Consider the following 17,525-nt stretch of genomic DNA (forward strand, 5'->3'; position numbering starts at 1 on the left):
TTGGGTTTGGTTGTTTTTTGTTTTTGTTTGTGTTGGGTGTGGGGGGGGGGGGGGGGGTGGGGGGGTGGGGGGGGGGGGGGGGGGGGGGGGGGGGGTGGGGGGGGGGGGGGGGGGGGGGGGGCGGGGGGGGGGGGGGGGCCCCCCCGGGGGGGGCCCCCCCCCCCGCCGCATCGCTCAGCGCCCGAGAGCGCGGCGGCCGCGGCCCTGGGAGAGGACGGGCAGGTTGCGAGACGGCGCCTGCCCGCGCGTGTCCTCCTCGAGGCGCAGCGCCAGCGCCGGGCAGCGGCGCACCGCACGCAGCGCCTTCGCCTCCGCATAGCGCGGCACCTGCGCCTGCGCCACGGTCGGGAAACCGTCCGCTCCCAGTTCGAAGACCTCCGGGAGGATGTCGGCGCACAGGCCGTGGCCCCGGCACAGCGTCCAGTCGACGTAGATCTTCTGGCGGCTGGCGCCGCTCTCCTCGGGTTCTGCGCCGCCCGGGATGCCCGTGGGGCCCCTGCCCCCCTCGAAGAGCGGCAGAACGCCCTCCACGGGCCGTCCGCAGCCGTTTCCGAGGACGTGCGCGGCCAGGTCGTCGGTGAACGCCTTGATGGTCGACTCCAGGAACATCGCGGAGCCGTCGGGATGCGAACACGCCCCGCGCCGCTTCACGTTCTTCGCGACCTGCTTCAGCGCCTCCAGGGCGGCCGGTCCGCCGCCGTTGAGGATGTCCTCCATGCCGCGCGCGGCCGCGGGCAGTCCGAGGTAGCAGGGGCCGCACTGGCCGGCGCTCTCCTCGGCCAGCCACTGGGCCACCCGCAGTGACTCGCCCAGCGGGCAGGTGTCCTGGGTGATCGGCAGGATCGCGCCCGCGCCGAGCGAACCGCCCACCGCGTCCAGGGAGTTGCGGGAGACGATCGCCTCGTTGACGGTCGCCGCGTCGATCCACTTGCCGTGGTAGCCGCCGGTCAGCACACCCTGCGGCATCGGAGGGGCGCCTGCCAGCTGCAGGACGTAGCGCAGCGGCACGCCCGTGGGCACTTCGAGCACCATCGGGCGGGCGACCGCGCCGGAGACGGTGAGCATGACGGTGCCCGGCTCGTCGTACAGGCCGGTGTTGCCGTAGCGCTCGGGGCCGATCCGGGCGGCGATGGCCAGCTGCGCGAACGTCTCCGCGTTCGACAGCAGTGTGGGCGCCCCGCCGACGCCGGTCTGCGAGGCGCTGATCTTGCGGCCGGGCGGGATCGCCGGGCCGCCGTCGATCGAGCGGATCAGCGACGCGGCGGCGCCGGTGACCATGCGCACGGGGTTGCGCTGCACCCACGCGCGCAGCGCCGATCTGCGGCTGTTGCTCAGGCCGCGCTCGGCGAGCGCGGCCTCCATGGAGCGCTGGGTGGACTCCCGGGTGACCCCGATCACGAGCGTGCGTGCGCCCAGGGCCTCGGCGCACAGCAGGGCACCGTCCAGGATGAGGTGCGGGGCCCGGTTGATGAGCACCGTGTCCTTGCGGCAGGCCGGTTCGTCCTCACTGCCGTTGACGACGACGACCGGCCGTACGCCTCGCTTGATCGCCGACTCGGCGACCGAGCGCAGCTTCTTGTGGAAGGGGAAGCCCGCGCCGCCGCGGCCCTTGAGGTTGATGCCCTCCGCCAGTTGGGCGAGCTGTTCGCCGCCCAGGGGATCGAGCGGCCCGTGCACCTTGAGGTGCATGGGCAGGTCGAGTCGCTCCACAAGGTCGAAGCCCGACGTGAGCTGAGGAAGCCCGACCACGCGGACTTCGGGGACGTCGGGCAGGGCCTCGTTCACCTATAGCCTCCGGAAGGCGTGTTCCAAGGTTCGCCCGAACCCGGCGTGTCGTAGGAGGTGCCGGGGGTTGGTTCAGTGGCGGGACCGCTGTTGTACGTGTCACCCGAGTTGTACGTGCCGTAGAGGTTGTTCGTCTCACCCGTGTCGTACATGTCACTTCCGCCGTATCCGCCGGTGCCCGAATTGCCGTAGACCGGGATGTTGTATCCGGTGTCCTGCAGCGGGTCGTACGCCGACGGAGGGGCCTCGCCGACCGGCGGCGGGGACGGGATCGGCCAGCTGCCCGAGGTGCTGGACGGGCCGTCCATGCGCGGGATCGCCTCCGTGGCCTGCAGATCCAGTGGCAGGTCCATGCGCGTGGTCTGGCCGGGCGCGAACGGCTGCTGGGGGCGGCCCGGCGTGGACACCGCGCGGTAGGCCGCCGCGAAGCCGGACGCCGGCTCGGGGGCCGGGGCCACGGGGGTCTGGTACAGCGGCGCGGAGGCGGGAGCCTGCGACTCCGCGGGCGACGCCTTCGGTTCGCGCCGGCCCTCGAAGCCCGGCCGCCCGGACTCGGCGACCCGGGAGCGGCTCGCCTCCAGGTCGTCCATGCCCGGCCGCTCCGAGCTGCCCAGGACGGCGACGAGCCGGTCGGCGACCTTGCGCTTGAAGGGGCGCGGAGCCGAGCGCAGCGCGAGGGCGCCCATGACCCCCAGCAGCGACAGGCTGTAAAGGATCACGAAGATCGGCTTCGCCTGGCGACCCGCGTAGAGGCCGTGGACCAGCGCCGCGCACCAGGCCGGGTAGGCCAGCATGTGCATGGCCCGCCACCGGGCGGCGACGGGGGCGGGGGCGGCGAAGTTGCTGCGCAGGGCACCGGTGATGCCCACGAAGATCATCAGCAGGCCCGCCAGCGAGCCCAGCCCGATCAGCCCGGCGCTTCCGGTGATGCCGAGCGAGAACGGGATGATCGCGGCGATCAGCTGGGTGTGGTCCAGTGCGATCTTGGTGGTGATGTGCAGCAGCAGGAACGCGATGGAGGCGACCGCGGTCGTCCGGTGCACTGCCTGGCCGACGATCCGCTGGCGTGTGTTCAGGAAGATCCGGTCCTGTGCGAACAGGCCCCAGATCACCGAACAGCTGAGCGAGACGAGGGACAGCACGCCCGCACCGAAGTTCAGGAACTCACGGAACTGGCTGCCTCCCACCAGCACCGCCACGGGTATGAGCAGCAGGATGACAGCGGACGCCACTCCATAGGCCGACCGACCCGGCCTGGGGAGCGAGCTGTTACTACGACGAGGGTTCATGGGGGCAACTCCGAGCAGTTTCGGGAAAGCGGTCCCGCTGCCGAACTCTAAGTGGCGCCATACTGATCAGTACGAGGTTTGAGTTATTGCGTTGTTATCAAAGGACAATGCGCCTGGGATGTTGTCCCTTAGTGGGTGTTACGCGAAGTAATCTTTGACCTTGGTTCAATGCTGGTGGGCTTCGTGACATGTCCATCAGGCATACGGAAGCGCGTCGCGGCTTGCTCAAGTCCGTCGCAGGTCGCTCAGGGGCTGCGGTACCCTTGGCGCCATGCGTGCCGTACGCCTTCTGCTTAGCGGGCCGCGCTGATCAGTACCGACCACCGGTCGAACCGGACGGTCGGCATCGGCGCGGCGTCCCCTCCTGTGCGAGGGGTTTTTTCGTTTCCGCAGGCAGAGACGATCGATGGAGCTTTGAGGATCATGAGCGAGACGAACCCCGCTGCCACCGCCGAGGCGGCCGCGCCGCACCGCTACACGGCCGTCCTGGCGGCCGAGATCGAGGCACGCTGGCAGGACTTCTGGGACGCCGACGGCACCTACGCCGCTCCGAACCCGAAGGGTGACCTGGCCGGCGATCCCCGGCTGGTCGCGAAGCCCAAGAAGTTCATCATGGACATGTTCCCGTACCCCTCGGGCGCGGGCCTGCACGTCGGTCACCCCCTGGGCTACATCGCCACCGATGTCTACGCCCGGTTCCAGCGCATGACCGGCCACAACGTACTGCACACCCTGGGCTTCGACGCCTTCGGCCTGCCCGCAGAGCAGTACGCGGTACAGACCGGCACGCACCCGCGCGTGTCCACCGAGGCCAACATCGAGAACATGAAGGCCCAGCTGCGCCGGCTGGGTCTGGGCCACGACAAGCGCCGGTCGTTCGCCACGATCGACCCGGACTACTACAAGTGGACCCAGTGGATCTTCCTGCAGATCTTCAACTCCTGGTACGACGACGAGGCGAAGAAGGCCCGCCCGATCTCCGAGCTGATCGCCCAGTTCGAGAGCGGCGAGCGCGCCGTAGCCGGTGACCACGGGCGCACGTGGAACCAGCTGACCGCCGCCGAGCGCGCCGAGGTCCTGGGCGAGTACCGCCTGGCCTACGCCTCCGAATCCCCGGTCAACTGGTGCCCCGGCCTGGGCACCGTGCTGGCCAACGAGGAGGTCACCGCCGACGGCCGCTCCGAGCGCGGCAACTATCCGGTCTTCAAGGCCAAGCTGCGCCAGTGGAACATGCGCATCACCGCCTACGCCGACCGGCTGCTGGAGGACCTGGAGGAGCTGGACTGGCCCGAGGCCATCAAGCTGCAGCAGCGCAACTGGATCGGCCGCAGCGAGGGCGCCCGCGTCGACTTCCCGATCGACGGCGAGTACATCACGGTCTTCACCACCCGCCAGGACACCCTGTTCGGCGCGACCTACATGGTGCTGGCGCCCGAGCACCCGCTGGTCGAGAAGTTCACCCCCGAGGCATGGCCCGAGGGCACCCACCAGGTGTGGACCGGCGGTCACGCCACCCCGGCCGAGGCTGTCGCCGCCTACCGCGCGCAGGCCGCCTCGAAGTCCGACGTGGAGCGCCAGGCCGAGGCCAAGGACAAGACCGGCGTCTTCACCGGCGCCTTCGCGACCAACCCGGTCAACGGCGAGCAGGTCCCGGTCTTCATCGCCGACTACGTCCTGATGGGCTACGGCACCGGCGCGATCATGGCGGTCCCGGCGCACGACACCCGCGACTTCGCCTTCGCGCGCGCCTTCGAGCTGCCCATGCGCTGTGTCGTCGAGCCGGCCGACGACCGCGGCACCGACCCGTCCACCTGGGACGACGCCTTCGCGTCGTACGACGCGAAGATCGTCAACTCCTCCAGCGGCGACGTGAAGCTGGACGGCCTGGGTGTCACCGAGGCCAAGGCCCGCATCACCGAGTGGCTGGCGCGCAAGGGCATCGGCGAGGGCACCGTCAACTTCCGCCTGCGCGACTGGCTGTTCAGCCGTCAGCGCTACTGGGGCGAGCCCTTCCCGATCGTCTACGACGAGGACGGCGTCGCCCACGCGCTGCCCGAGTCGATGCTGCCGCTGGAGCTGCCGGAGGTCGAGGACTACTCGCCGCGCACCTTCGACCCGGACGACGCCGACACCCACCCCGAGACGCCGCTGTCGCGCAACGAGGACTGGGTCAACGTCACCCTGGACCTGGGCGACGGGCCGAGGAAGTACCGGCGCGAGACCAACACCATGCCCAACTGGGCCGGTTCCTGCTGGTACGAGCTGCGCTATCTGGACCCGCACAACGACCAGAAGCTGGTCGACCCCGAGATCGAGCAGTACTGGATGGGCCCGCGCGAGGGCCAGCCGCACGGCGGCGTCGACCTGTACGTCGGCGGCGCCGAGCACGCCGTGCTGCACCTGCTGTACGCGCGCTTCTGGTCCAAGGTGCTGTACGACCTGGGGCACGTCTCCTCGGCGGAGCCGTTCCACAAGCTGTTCAACCAGGGCATGATCCAGGCCTACGTCTACCGCGACAGCCGTGGCATCGCGGTGCCGGCCGCCGAGGTGGAGGAGCGCGACGGCGCGTACCACTACCAGGACGAGAAGGTCAGCCGCCTGCTGGGCAAGATGGGCAAGTCCCTGAAGAACGCGGTGACTCCGGACGAGATCTGCGCCGAGTACGGTGCGGACACGCTGCGCCTGTACGAGATGGCGATGGGCCCGCTGGACGTCTCCCGGCCCTGGGACACGCGCGCGGTGGTCGGCCAGTTCCGGCTGCTGCAGCGGCTGTGGCGCAACATCGTCGACGAGAACACCGGCGAGGTCACCGTCGTCGACGCCGAGCCCGACGAGGACACGCTGCGCGCCCTGCACAAGGCGATCGACGGCGTGCGCCAGGACCTGGAGGGCCTGCGCTTCAACACGGCCATCGCCAAGGTCACCGAGCTGAACAACCACCTGACCAAGGCGGGCGGCGCCGTGCCGCGGTCGGTCGCCGAGCCACTGGTGCTGATGGTCGCCCCGCTGGCCCCGCACATCGCCGAGGAGCTGTGGCGCACGCTGGGCCACACCGGCTCGGTCGTCCACGAGGACTTCCCGGTCGCCGACCCGCGGTACGTGGTGGACGAGACCGTGACCTGCGTCGTGCAGATCAAGGGCAAGGTCAAGGCCCGTCTGGAGGTGCCGCCGGCCATCTCCGAGGAGGAGCTGGAGAAGGTGGCCCTGTCCGACGAGAAGGTCGTCGCGGCACTGGACGGCGCGGGGATCCGCAAGGTGATCGTGCGGGCGCCGAAGCTGGTGAACATCGTTCCGGCCTGAGCGCCGGCCCGCTTCGGGGGCCTCGCACCGGGCGCGCCCGGTATCGGGGTGGTCCCCTACGGGCAGGTTCGGGGTTTTTCTGGAACTCCGGGCCTGCCCGCTGCGTTTACCGTGGAGAGCAGGGCGGCGTGTGTGCCGCGACAGGCCGAGGAGGAGCGTCATGGCAACAGTGCTCACCGTGTTCGCTCTGCTCTTCCTGGTCTTCGTCGGCCTCGGCGCGTACGCCACGGTCAAGGCGATCGGCGCCGCCAAACGCGGAGTGGACCGTACGATCGCGCAGGCCAGGCGCACGGTCGAGGACCACACCCTGCGCGCCAAGTCCTTCGCCCAGCCCGGCCCGGCCGGCGAGATCGCCCAGCTGCGGCTCACCCTGCGGACCTCCATGCGCGCCACCCAGGACGCGCTGCACGCGGGGGCGGCCGAGGACGAGTCGCTCAAGGAGTCTCTCGGCCTCTTCGAGAGGCTCAGCGTGCACGGCCGCGAGCTGGACGCCGAACTCAAGCGTCTGGAGTCCGAGCCCGACCGGAGCACGCTCACCGCGCGGCTGCCCGAACTGCGCAGCCGCACCGAGCGCATCACCAAGTCCGCCGACTCCCTGCGCTGGGCCGCCCGCGACCGGGCCCGCCGCTTCTCCGACGACGACCTGGACATGCTCAACGCCCAGATCGACGTGGAGGCAGGAGCCCTCCGGCACTGGACGGGGACCGAGCCCACACCGGCACCCCCACCGTGGCCCGACGCCCAGGCCGCCGCCGGCGGTCCGGCGGCGCAGCAGCAGACCTGGCAGGAGACACCGGGGTCCCGCACCGCCGAGGAGCCGACGACCCCCGCGATCACCCCGCCGGCGCAGCGCCCCGCCTATCCCTGGCAGAAGAAGCCGCGCCCCGAGAGCACCGCATGACCGGTCCGCTCCCGGACCGGCAGACAGGGGCCGGGCTGCCGTGCCGGCGCTACGGCAGGTAACCTCCAGCTCATGTCCCGCCATGTCGCGATCGTCACCGATTCAACGGCCTACCTGCCGCCGCGGACGATGGAGCGTCACGGCATCACAGCGGTGCCCCTGACCGTGGTCCTCGGCGACCAGGCGCTCGAAGAGGGCACCGAGATCTCGACCCGTTCCCTGGCCCAGGCGCTGCAGAAGCGGCGCCCGGTCACCACCTCCCGCCCCAGCCCCCAGGTGTTCGCGGAGACCTACCGCAGGGTCGCCGGGGCCGGGGCGAGCGGCATCGTCTCTCTGCACCTGTCCGCCGAGCTGTCAGGCACTTATGACGCGGCGGTCCTCGCGGCGCGTGAGGCACCGGTGCCGGTGCGGGTGGTGGACACCGGGATGGTCGCGATGGCCCTGGGCTTCTGCGCGCTAGCCGCGGCCGAGGCGGCGGAGGCGGGCGGCACGGTGGACGAGGCCGTGACGGCCGCCGAGAAGCGGGCCGCGGGCACCTCTGCCTACTTCTACGTCGACACGCTGGACTATCTGCGCCGCGGCGGCCGCATCGGTGCCGCACAGGCCCTGCTGGGTTCCGCCCTGGCCGTCAAGCCGTTGCTCCAGTTGGACGGCGGCCGCATCGAACTCCTCGAAAAGGTCCGTACGGCGTCCAGGGCGATCGCCCGCCTCGAGGAGATCGTCGCCGACCGGGCGGGCGGCACCGAGGTCGACATCGCCGTCCACCATCTCGCCGCCCCCGACCGGGCCTCCGCCCTCGCCGACCGGCTGCGGGGGCGGGTACCCGGCCTGACCGATCTGCATGTCAGCGAAGTCGGTGCGGTGATCGGGGCCCACACCGGGCCCGGGCTGCTGGGAGCGGTCGTCTCGCCGCGCTGACACCCGTTCCGCGGGCCGCCCTCACTCGTGCGAGTGATCAAGTTTTCCACAACTGGGCGGTAATCCCCGGGAATTGAGCAAGATCATCACGTCGTGGCGAGATGCCCGACGCTCGTCGCATGGCACTTCGATCACGCTCACGCATCGCCCACCCGACCAGCGGACCGGGCCGAGGCCCCGCCTCCGACGGCCGCATCCACCGCCGCCCCACCGCACGCAGCCGCACCCGTCACCGCGGGCCCGCACCGGCGGAGGAACTGCGCCGCCGAGCGGAACTCCTCTTCGGTGAACGGGCCGTGCAATGGGGGGAGTCGGGCAACGCCCCACCGAACGGGCAGCCGCCCGGGAGTACGACGACGATGACGGGGGCGGCGCCCGGTCTGCGGACGGGGTGCGCGGCGCCGCCCGGACCGGGTGAGGCGCGCCCGCCGTCCACCGAGCCCGGGCCGACCGGGCCGGCCGGGGCCCAACCGGCCGGTCCGGAGAGCGAATCGGAGATGATGCGCCCGCCCGTGCCGGGCCTGCGGGAACGAGCCGGGCTCGCTCTCCGGGAGCGGTTGCCGGTATGGCTCCAGCTGCGGTGCGGGATGGAGCGGCGGGGAGTGATCGCGCTCGCCATGGTGCTCGTGGTGGCCGCCGCGTTCGCCGTCCAGCACTTCTGGACCGGCCGGACGCAGACCGTGAGCGCTCCTCAAGTGGTCCGCGCGGAGACACCGTTCACCAGGAAGGGCGAGGGTACGAAGTCCGGTGGGTCCGTGAACGCCCGGTCCACGCCGGGCGGCGAGATCGTCGTGGACGTCAGCGGCAAGGTCCGCCGGCCCGGGATCAGGAGCCTGCCGGCCGGCTCCCGGGTGGCCGACGCGCTGCGGGCGGCGGGCGGGGTGCGACCGGGTGTCACCACCGAGGGGCTCAACCAGGCCCGCTTCCTGGTGGACGGCGAGCAGGTCCTGGTCGGCGCCAGCGCAGGGACGGCCCTCGCCCCGCCCGGGCCCGGCAGCGGTGCGGGCCCCGGATCGGCGGGAACGGGACCGGCGGCCCCGGTCTCCCTCAACACGGCGACCGCGGCCCAGCTCGACACCCTGCCCGGAGTGGGCCCCGTGCTGGCCCAGCACATCATCGACTACCGCACCCGGCACGGCGGCTTCCGCTCGGTGGCCGAGCTGCGCCAGGTCAACGGCATCGGCAACCGCCGCTTCTCCGACCTGCGGACCATGGTGCGGCCATGAGCGGCCCCTCGGACGTGCAGTCGCCGGTCGCTGCCGACCTGCGGCTGGTGGCCCCCGCATTAGCGGCCTGGGGGACGGCTGCCCTGGTCCTCGATGCCCCGCCGGGCCGGAGCGCCGGCATCGCGGTTGTCTGTCTGGTCGCCGGTGCCGTCCTGCTGTCGGCCAGACGGTGGGGGAGGCCGGGCCGGTCGCCCGCCCGGTTCGCCTGGGCCCGTGCCCCGATCGCCGCCGTGCTGCTGTGCGTGGCCGCGGCCGCCGCATCGGCCGGGCTGCACGGGGCGGATGTGCGGCGCGGGCCGCTGCCCGAGCTGGCCCGGCGGTCCGTGACCGTGACCGCCGAGGTCGAGCTGACCGGCGACCCCTGGCTGAGCAGGCAGCGGGTGCGGGGCGACCACGCGGCGCCCGTGGCGGTGCTCGCCAGGGCGGAAGTGCGCCGCGTGGAGGAGGGCGACGGGGCGATGGTCAGGACACGGACTCCGGTGCTGTTGGTCGTCGACGCGGACGTTCCGGCACCGCACGCACCTCCCGGCGGGGAAGCGCCCGCCGTGCCGGGCACGCACGGTGCGCGCACAGCCTGGCTCGGGCTGCTGCCCTCCACCCGGCTGCGGCTGAACGCCCGGCCGGCCCCCGCCCTGACCGGCGGTGACCGGACCGCGGCCGTGCTGCGCGTGCGGAGCGCGCCCGTGCCGGACGTCGTCGCGGGACCGAACGGCCCGCAGCGGCTGGCGGGCCGGCTCCGGGCCGGGTTGCGAGAGGCGACCGAGGGACTGCCGGCGGACGCCCGGGCGCTGCTTCCCGGACTGGTCGTCGGCGACACCTCGCGGATCACGCCCGAACTGGACGACGCCTTCAAGGAGACGGATCTGGCGCACACGCTCGCCGTCTCGGGCAGCAACCTCACGATCCTGCTCGCGCTGCTCATCGGGCCGCCCGGACTGGCCCAACGCGTCGAGCGCCGCGGACTCGCCCCGCGTCTGGGGCTCTCGCTGCGGGCCACCGCCGTGCTCGCGGGCGCGCTCACACTCGGCTTCGTGATCGTGTGCCGGCCCGACCCCAGCGTGCTGCGGGCCGCGGCCTGCGGCTCGATCGCCCTGCTCGCCCTGGCGACAGGGCGCCGCAGATCTCTGATCCCGGCGCTGGCGACGGCCGTACTCCTGCTGGTCCTGTACGACCCCTGGCTGGCCCGCAGTTACGGCTTTCTGCTCTCCGTGCTGGCCACCGGTGCGCTGCTCGTGCTGGCGCCCGGCTGGAGCGAGGCGTTGCGGCGGCGCCGGGTGCCTCCCCGGCTTGCCGAGGGACTGGCCGCGGCCGCCGCCGCGCAGGCGGTGTGCGCGCCGGTCGTGGCGGTGCTGTCGGCCCGGGTGAGCCTGGTGGCGGTGCCCTGCAACCTGCTGGCCGAGGTCGCGGTCGCTCCGGCCACGGTTCTGGGGTTCGCCGCGCTTGCCACGGCGCCCGTGGCGATGCCGGTGGCCAAGGCGCTGGCGTGGTGCGCGGGCTGGCCCGCCGGATGGATCGCGGGCGTCGCGCGGACCGGGGCAGCGCTGCCCGGCGGAGGAGTGGACTGGCCGGAGAGCTGGCCCGGGGCGCTGCTGCTCGCCGCGGTCACCGTGGCCGTCGTCCTGGCCGGGCGGCGGCTGCTGCGGCACCCCTGGTGGTGCGGTGCGCTCGGCGTGCTGCTCCTGCTGGTGGTGGTGCGGCCGGCGCCGCTGACCCGGGTGATCACGGGTTGGCCGCCGCCGGGCTGGCGGTACGCGATGTGTGACGTCGGGCAGGGCGACGCGACCGTGCTGGCGGCCGGCGAGGGAGCCGGGGTGGTCGTGGACGCCGGACCCGACCCCGCGCTCGTCGACCGCTGCCTGCGCGAGCTGGGCATCACCCGTGTCCCGCTGCTCGTCCTGACCCACTTCCACGCCGACCATGTCGCGGGACTGCCCGGCGTGCTGCGGGGCCGTTCGGTGGCGGCGATCGAGACCACGGACTTCGAGGAACCGGCGGACCAGGCCGAGTTCGTGAGAAGGGCCGCGGCCGAGCGGCACATCCCGCTCACCCGGGCCGTGGCCGGGGAGGAGCGGCGCACCGGACCGCTGGCCTGGCGGGTGCTGTGGCCACCGGCGGCTCCGGCCCCCGGGCAGCTCCCGGTACCGGAGCCGGACGGACCCAACGACGCCAGTGTCGCCCTGCTCGTCCGGTCCGGCGGGCTGCGGATGCTGCTGCTCGGGGACCTCGAACCCCCGGCCCAGCAAGCCCTGTTGCGGTCCCCGGCCGCGGCCGGGATGGCGGGAGTGGACGTCCTGAAGGTGGCCCACCACGGCTCGTCGTATCAGGACCCGGACCTGATACGGCTGGTGTCCCCGCGGCTTGCGCTCATCTCCTGCGGCGCCGACAACCCCTACGGCCACCCGGCACCGGCGACCGTCGCCGCGCTGAGGGCCGGCGGGGCGGTGGTACTGCGCACGGACCGGGACGGGGCGCTCGCGGTCGGCGGGGCGGACGGGGAGGTGCGGGTGACGAGAGACTGAGGGGCGGGTGTTCACGCAGACTGAGTGCATGAACTCAGCACGGGCAGACGCCTATCTCCGCCGCCTCGGGGCCACCCGCCCGCAGCACCCCACCACCGGGGCCCTGCGCGAGCTGCACCTGCGCCATCTGCGGACCGTCCCCTTCGAGAACCTGTCGATCCACCTCGGCGAGGAGATCGTGCTGGAGGAGAAGCGGCTGCTGGACAAGGTGGTCGAGGCGCGGCGGGGCGGCTTCTGCTACGAACTCAACGGCGCGTTCGGCGCCCTGCTCAGCGCCCTCGGCTACGAGGTCGGGCTGCTCGCGGGACGGGTCTACGGGGACGAAGGCCGGCTCGGCATCCCGTACGACCATCTCGCACTGCGGGTGCGGACTGCCGACGGCGGTGACTGGCTCGCCGACGTCGGGTTCGGGGCGCACAGCCACTATCCGCTGGCGTTCGCGGAACGCGGGGACCAGACGGACCCCGGTGGGACGTTCCGGGTGGCCGAGGCCGGTGCGGACCCCGCCGGGGTGCTCGGCGGCGGGGGCGCCTCGGCCGGGACGGCGGACCTGGACGTCCTGCGCAACGGCAAGCCGCAGTACCGGCTGGAGACGCGGCCCCGTGCGTTCGGGGACTTCGCGGCGGGGGCCTGGTGGCACAGCACCTCGCCGCACTCGCACTTCACCCGGTCCCTGGTGTGCTCACGGGTGACGGACGACGGAGGGCGGATCACCATCGGCGGGCGGACGTTGACGACGACGGCTCCCGACGGACGGAAGGAGACACGGGAACTGGGCACGGACGAGGAGGTGCTGTCGGTGTACCGGGAGCGGTTCGGGATCGGGCTGAGCAGCGTGCCGACGGTGCGGAGCCGGAACGGGAACGAATGAGAGACCGCGACGTACGGCTCGTGCTCACGAGCCGCCCTGGCCGTTCCGGCCCCGCCGGGTGCCGGGAGAATAGGGCCGTGAGCGATGTGAGACATGTGCTGGTGCTGCCCGACCGGGATGCCGCCGAGGAGGCGGCCGAGGCGCTCGGGGAACGGTTCGCCGTCGACGAGGAGCCCCAGCTCGTCCGGGACGCCCTGGCCGGTGAGGACGACGCGGAGGACGCCCAGTGGCTGGTGGTCCTGCACGACGAGAGCGGACGCCTGGACCCCGCCGAGCTGGACGCGTTCGCGGGCGAGTGGGACGGCTGGCGCGAGGAGCCGTGACCCCGACACGGACTCCGGGTGCGGTCCGGGACGGGTCAGGGTGGCGAGCAGGTTCGCTGTCAGTGCCGCGTGGGATGCTGTAGGCGATGGCCAGAAAGACTGCGAATGACGACCCTCTCGCCCCGGTGACCCTGGCCGTGGGCCAGGAGGACCTCCTGCTCGACCGTGCCGTGCAGGAGGTGGTGGCCGCCGCCAGGGCCGCCGATGCCGACACGGACGTACGGGACCTGACCCCGGACCAGTTGCAGCCCGGCACGCTCGCCGAGCTGACGAGTCCCTCGCTCTTCGCCGAGCGCAAGGTCGTGGTCGTACGCAACGCGCAGGATCTCTCGGCCGACACGGTCAAGGACGTGAAGGCGTACCTGGGGGCGCCCGCGGAGGAGATCACCCTCGTGCTGCTGCATGCGGGCGGTGCGAAGGGCAAGGGGCTGCTGGACGCCGCGCGCAAGGTGGGGGCGCGGGAGGTGGCCTGTCCGAAGATGACCAAGCCGGCGGACCGGCTGGCGTTCGTGAGAGGGGAGTTCCGCGGTTTCGGGCGGTCGGCGACGCCCGAGGCCTGCCAGGCGCTGGTCGACGCGATCGGCAGCGACCTGCGCGAGCTGGCCTCCGCGGTGGCGCAGCTCGTCGCCGACGTCGAGGGGACGATCGACGAGGCCGTCGTCGGGCGGTACTACACCGGGCGGGCCGAGGCATCCAGCTTCACGGTCGCCGACCGGGCGGTGGAGGGCCGTACGGCGGAGGCGCTGGAGGCGCTGCGATGGTCGCTGGCCACCGGAGTGGCCCCGGTGATGATCACCAGCGCGCTGGCCCAGGGAGTGCGGGCGATCGGGAAGCTGTCGTCGGCGCGCGGTGGCCGGCCCGCCGATCTGGCCCGTGAGCTGGGCATGCCGCCGTGGAAGATCGACCGTGTGCGTCAGCAGATGCGCGGCTGGACGCCGGACGGGGTGGCCGTGGCGCTGCGGGCGGTCGCCGAGGCCGACGCCGGTGTGAAGGGCGGTGGCGACGACCCCGGGTACGCCCTGGAGAAAGCGGTCGTGACGATCGCGCGGGCCGCGCGGTCCAGAGGGCGGGGCTGAGTCGCCCGGCGGGAGGGGTGATCCAGTCGCCCCGCCGTCGCCGACGAGGAGAATCGGAGCTGTCAGCCGTACATCGCCGACGTACGGAAAGGTGGCGATCGCCATGGCTGAACACCCGCACGCAACGCTCGTCCGAAAGAGTTACGACGCCTTCGCCCGCGCCGACCTGGACGCGCTGCGCGGGCTGATGACGACGGACGTCACCCATCATGTGCCCGGCAGCCACCCGTTGTCCGGTGACTTCAAGGGCCAGGACGCGGTCATCGGCATGTACAAGCGGCTCTTCCAGGAGACCGGTGGCAGCATGCGCGCCCAGTTGCGCAATGTGTTCGTCGACGGCCGGGGTCACGCCGTGGCCCTGCACCACATCACCGCGGAGCGCGCGGGCAGGCGCTATGCCGAGGACGCATGCCAGGTCTTCCGGATCGTCGGGGACAAGATCACCGACATCGACGAGTGCGTGGGGGACATCGATCTGGACAACGCGTTCTGGTCGTGACGCACGGGCCCTGGGCGGCCATGCCGAAGGCCCCGCCGCCCACCCTGGGGAAGGGAGGGCGCCGGGGCCTTCGGACCAAGCTGTCGGATCCACGCCCGCGTGGCGAACGCAGGCCGCGCGTGAATCCTGGGGTGCCGGTCGGGAGCGGATGAGAGAGGGCCCGCTCTGGGTCCTTCCGGCGGTCAGATCAAAAGGGAGTTTCAGCCCTTGAGGGACGCGACCTTGGAAGCAAGCGCCGACTTCTTGTTGGCGGCCTGGTTCTTGTGGATGACGCCCTTCGAGACGGCCTTGTCGAGCGCACGCGCGGCAGCGCGCTGCAGCTCGGTGGCCTTCTCGACGTCACCCGCGGCAGCGGCCTCGCGGGCCTTGCGGACGGCGGTCTTCAGGGAGGACTTGACGGCCTTGTTGCGCAGCCGAGCCTTCTCGTTGGTCTTGATCCGCTTGATCTGGGACTTGATGTTCGCCACGAAGGAGCCTTTTCAGGTTCGGGAGCGGGGCCGCTCGGGCCCCGTACCGGTGATCCAAAATTTTCTGTTGTGCCTCGCGCTGAGAGGGCATGAGGCACAGCCATCTACAGTACCAGTGGCCCTCCGGGCGGCCCAAAACGGTCCCCGGTCCCTCCGCGTGGGACCATGGAGACTACGTAACGATCCGACCCGAGGCATAAGGCGCCTCAAGAGACAGGACCCTGCGTGCCCGCGACCCCTAACCATGTGCCCGAGCCGAGCCGTACCGCCCCGGCTCAGATCCGCAATTTCTGCATCATCGCGCACATCGACCACGGCAAGTCCACACTCGCCGACCGGATGCTCCAGCTGACCGGTGTGGTCGAGCAGCGGCAGATGCGTGCTCAGTACCTCGACCGGATGGACATCGAGCGCGAGCGCGGCATCACGATCAAGTCCCAGGCGGTGCGTCTGCCCTGGGCCCCGACCGAGGGCCCCGACCAGGGCACGACGCACATCCTCAACATGATCGACACCCCGGGGCACGTCGACTTCACCTATGAGGTCTCGCGGTCGCTGGCCGCCTGTGAGGGGACCGTCCTCCTCGTCGACGCCGCCCAGGGCATCGAGGCGCAGACCCTCGCCAACCTCTACCTGGCGATGGAGAACGAGCTCACGATCATCCCCGTGCTGAACAAGATCGACCTGCCGGCCGCGCAGCCCGAGAAGTTCGCCGAGGAGCTGGCGAACCTGGTCGGCTGCGACCCGTCGGACGTGCTGAAGGTCTCCGCCAAGACCGGCCTCGGTGTCGACTCGCTGCTCAACAAGGTCGTCAAGGAGATCCCGGCGCCGGTCGGGGTCGCCGACGCGCCGGCCCGCGCCATGATCTTCGACTCGGTCTACGACTCCTACCGCGGTGTCGTGACCTACGTCCGTGTCATCGACGGCCAGCTCAACAAGCGCGAACGCATCAGGATGATGTCGACCGGCGCCACCCACGAGCTGCTGGAGATCGGCACCAACTCGCCCGAGATGCTCCCCGCCGACGGCCTCGGCGTGGGCGAGGTGGGCTACCTGATCACCGGTGTGAAGGACGTCCGCCAGTCCAAGGTCGGCGACACCGTCACCAGCCAGGCCAAGGGCGCCACGGAGGCCCTCGGCGGTTACAAGGACCCGAAGCCGATGGTCTTCTCGGGTCTGTATCCGCTGGACGGCTCCGACTACCCCGAGCTGCGCGAGGCTCTGGACAAGCTGCAGCTCAACGACGCCGCGCTCGTCTACGAGCCGGAGACCTCCGCCGCCCTCGGCTTCGGCTTCCGCGTCGGCTTCCTCGGACTGCTGCACCTGGACGTGATCCGGGAGCGGCTGGAGCGCGAGTTCGGCCTCGACCTGATCGCCACCGCGCCCAACGTGGTCTACCGGGTGGTCATGGAGGACGGCACCGAGCATGTCGTCACCAACCCGAGCGAGTTCCCCGAGGGCAAGATCGACGAGGTGTACGAGCCGGTCGTGCGCGCCACCGTCCTGGCGCCGACCGAGTTCATCGGCTCGATCATGGAGCTGTGCCAGACCCGGCGCGGCACCCTGCTCGGCATGGACTACCTCTCCGAGGACCGGGTCGAGATCCGCTACACCCTCCCGCTCGCGGAGATCGTCTTCGACTTCTTCGACCAGCTGAAGTCCAAGACCCGCGGTTACGCGTCCCTCGACTACGAGCCCACCGGCGAGCAGACCTCCAGCCTGGTCAAGGTCGACATCCTGCTGCACGGCGACAAGGTGGACGCCTTCTCGGCGATCACCCACAAGGACGCCGCGTACGCGTACGGGGTGCGGCTCGTCGCCAAGCTGCGCGAGCTCATCCCGCGGCAGGCCTTCGAGGTGCCGATCCAGGCGGCCATCGGCTCCCGGGTCATCGCCCGCGAGACCATCCGCGCCATCCGCAAGGACGTCCTCGCCAAGTGCTACGGCGGTGACATCTCCCGTAAGCGGAAGCTGCTGGAGAAGCAGAAGGAAGGCAAGAAGCGGATGAAGATGGTGGGTTCCGTGGAGGTTCCGCAGGAAGCCTTCATCGCGGTCCTCTCCAGTGATGACAGCGCGGGGTCGGCCAAGGGCAAGAAGTAGTCAGCGGCCGAACGGGTTGCGTCCGCAAACCGGGCACACGGGGGCTCGTCGTACGAAAGTGCGGCGAGCCCCTACGCGTGCGTAGCGTCGCTCTGCGTGGAAAGTGACAGGCCGATGCCCCTTACGCAGCGGCCGGTCGCGCCTTACTCTGATCCCTGCTCGATAGTTACTCGCGAGTTAAACAACAAGTCCGAACCTCACCCGTGAGTTAACCCAGCCGCACTTGAGCCAGCCGCACCGTCGCGGGCCCC

13 protein-coding genes are annotated in these 17,525 nt (G+C 71.6%); 10 read left to right on the forward strand and 3 right to left on the reverse strand.

Features of this window, described 5'->3' with window-relative positions; all coding sequences use genetic code 11:
• Positions 1–174: 174 nt before the first annotated feature.
• On the reverse strand, positions 175–1,785 hold the full coding sequence (locus ACIRU3_RS23745) for an NADH-ubiquinone oxidoreductase-F iron-sulfur binding region domain-containing protein (RefSeq protein WP_404059499.1): 1,611 nt from the start codon (positions 1,783–1,785) through the stop codon (positions 175–177).
• Complete coding sequence (locus tag ACIRU3_RS23750; RefSeq protein WP_404059502.1) at positions 1,782–3,074, reverse strand: cytochrome b/b6 domain-containing protein; 1,293 nt, start codon at positions 3,072–3,074, stop codon at positions 1,782–1,784. The genes ACIRU3_RS23745 and ACIRU3_RS23750 overlap by 4 nt, the downstream gene beginning before the upstream one ends.
• Positions 3,075–3,497: 423 nt before the next feature.
• Between ACIRU3_RS23750 and leuS the strand changes: the two genes are divergently transcribed.
• The 9 genes from leuS (at position 3,498) to ACIRU3_RS23795 (ending at position 14,707) form a co-directional block, all read left to right on the forward strand.
• Entirely contained in the window at positions 3,498–6,374 is a 2,877-nt protein-coding gene (gene leuS, locus ACIRU3_RS23755) for a leucine--tRNA ligase (RefSeq protein ID WP_404059504.1), read from the forward strand.
• 160 nt (positions 6,375–6,534) lie between these two features.
• Entirely contained in the window at positions 6,535–7,275 is a 741-nt protein-coding gene (locus tag ACIRU3_RS23760) for a hypothetical protein (RefSeq protein WP_404059507.1), read from the forward strand.
• 72 nt (positions 7,276–7,347) lie between these two features.
• A complete protein-coding gene (locus ACIRU3_RS23765) occupies positions 7,348–8,193 on the forward strand; it encodes a DegV family protein (protein ID WP_404059510.1) in 846 nt (281 codons plus the stop codon).
• Positions 8,194–8,312: 119 nt separating this feature from the next.
• Positions 8,313–9,419 (forward strand): helix-hairpin-helix domain-containing protein, encoded by a 1,107-nt coding sequence (locus ACIRU3_RS23770; RefSeq protein ID WP_404059512.1) that lies wholly within the window; start codon positions 8,313–8,315, stop codon positions 9,417–9,419.
• The gene (locus tag ACIRU3_RS23775) at positions 9,416–11,938 is read left to right on the forward strand and encodes a ComEC/Rec2 family competence protein (protein WP_404059515.1); all 2,523 of its coding nucleotides are present in this window, start codon (positions 9,416–9,418) and stop codon (positions 11,936–11,938) included. Before ACIRU3_RS23770 ends, ACIRU3_RS23775 begins: the two co-directional genes overlap by 4 nt.
• 28 nt (positions 11,939–11,966) lie before the next feature.
• Entirely contained in the window at positions 11,967–12,809 is an 843-nt protein-coding gene (locus ACIRU3_RS23780) for an arylamine N-acetyltransferase (protein ID WP_404059517.1), read from the forward strand.
• 77 nt (positions 12,810–12,886) lie between these two features.
• Positions 12,887–13,132, forward strand: coding sequence for a hypothetical protein (locus tag ACIRU3_RS23785; RefSeq protein ID WP_404059520.1), 246 nt, complete (start codon positions 12,887–12,889; stop codon positions 13,130–13,132).
• A gap of 86 nt (positions 13,133–13,218) precedes the next feature.
• Positions 13,219–14,208, forward strand: a complete 990-nt coding sequence (gene holA, locus ACIRU3_RS23790; RefSeq protein ID WP_404059522.1) for a DNA polymerase III subunit delta — start codon at positions 13,219–13,221, stop codon at positions 14,206–14,208.
• A 103-nt stretch (positions 14,209–14,311) separates the two neighbouring features.
• Complete coding sequence (locus tag ACIRU3_RS23795; protein ID WP_404059524.1) at positions 14,312–14,707, forward strand: nuclear transport factor 2 family protein; 396 nt, start codon at positions 14,312–14,314, stop codon at positions 14,705–14,707.
• 200 nt (positions 14,708–14,907) lie between these two features.
• Here ACIRU3_RS23795 and rpsT read toward each other — a convergent pair whose 3' ends face one another.
• Entirely contained in the window at positions 14,908–15,174 is a 267-nt protein-coding gene (rpsT, locus tag ACIRU3_RS23800; RefSeq protein WP_089106790.1) for a 30S ribosomal protein S20, read from the reverse strand.
• Between the two features lie 225 nt (positions 15,175–15,399).
• Between rpsT and lepA the strand changes: the two genes are divergently transcribed.
• On the forward strand, positions 15,400–17,274 hold the full coding sequence (gene lepA, locus ACIRU3_RS23805; protein ID WP_404059527.1) for a translation elongation factor 4: 1,875 nt from the start codon (positions 15,400–15,402) through the stop codon (positions 17,272–17,274).
• The last annotated feature ends 251 nt before the right edge of the window (positions 17,275–17,525 follow it).

The organism is Streptomyces sp. NPDC101151, from assembly GCF_044768335.1.
Classification (GTDB): Bacteria; Actinomycetota; Actinomycetes; order Streptomycetales; family Streptomycetaceae; genus Streptomyces.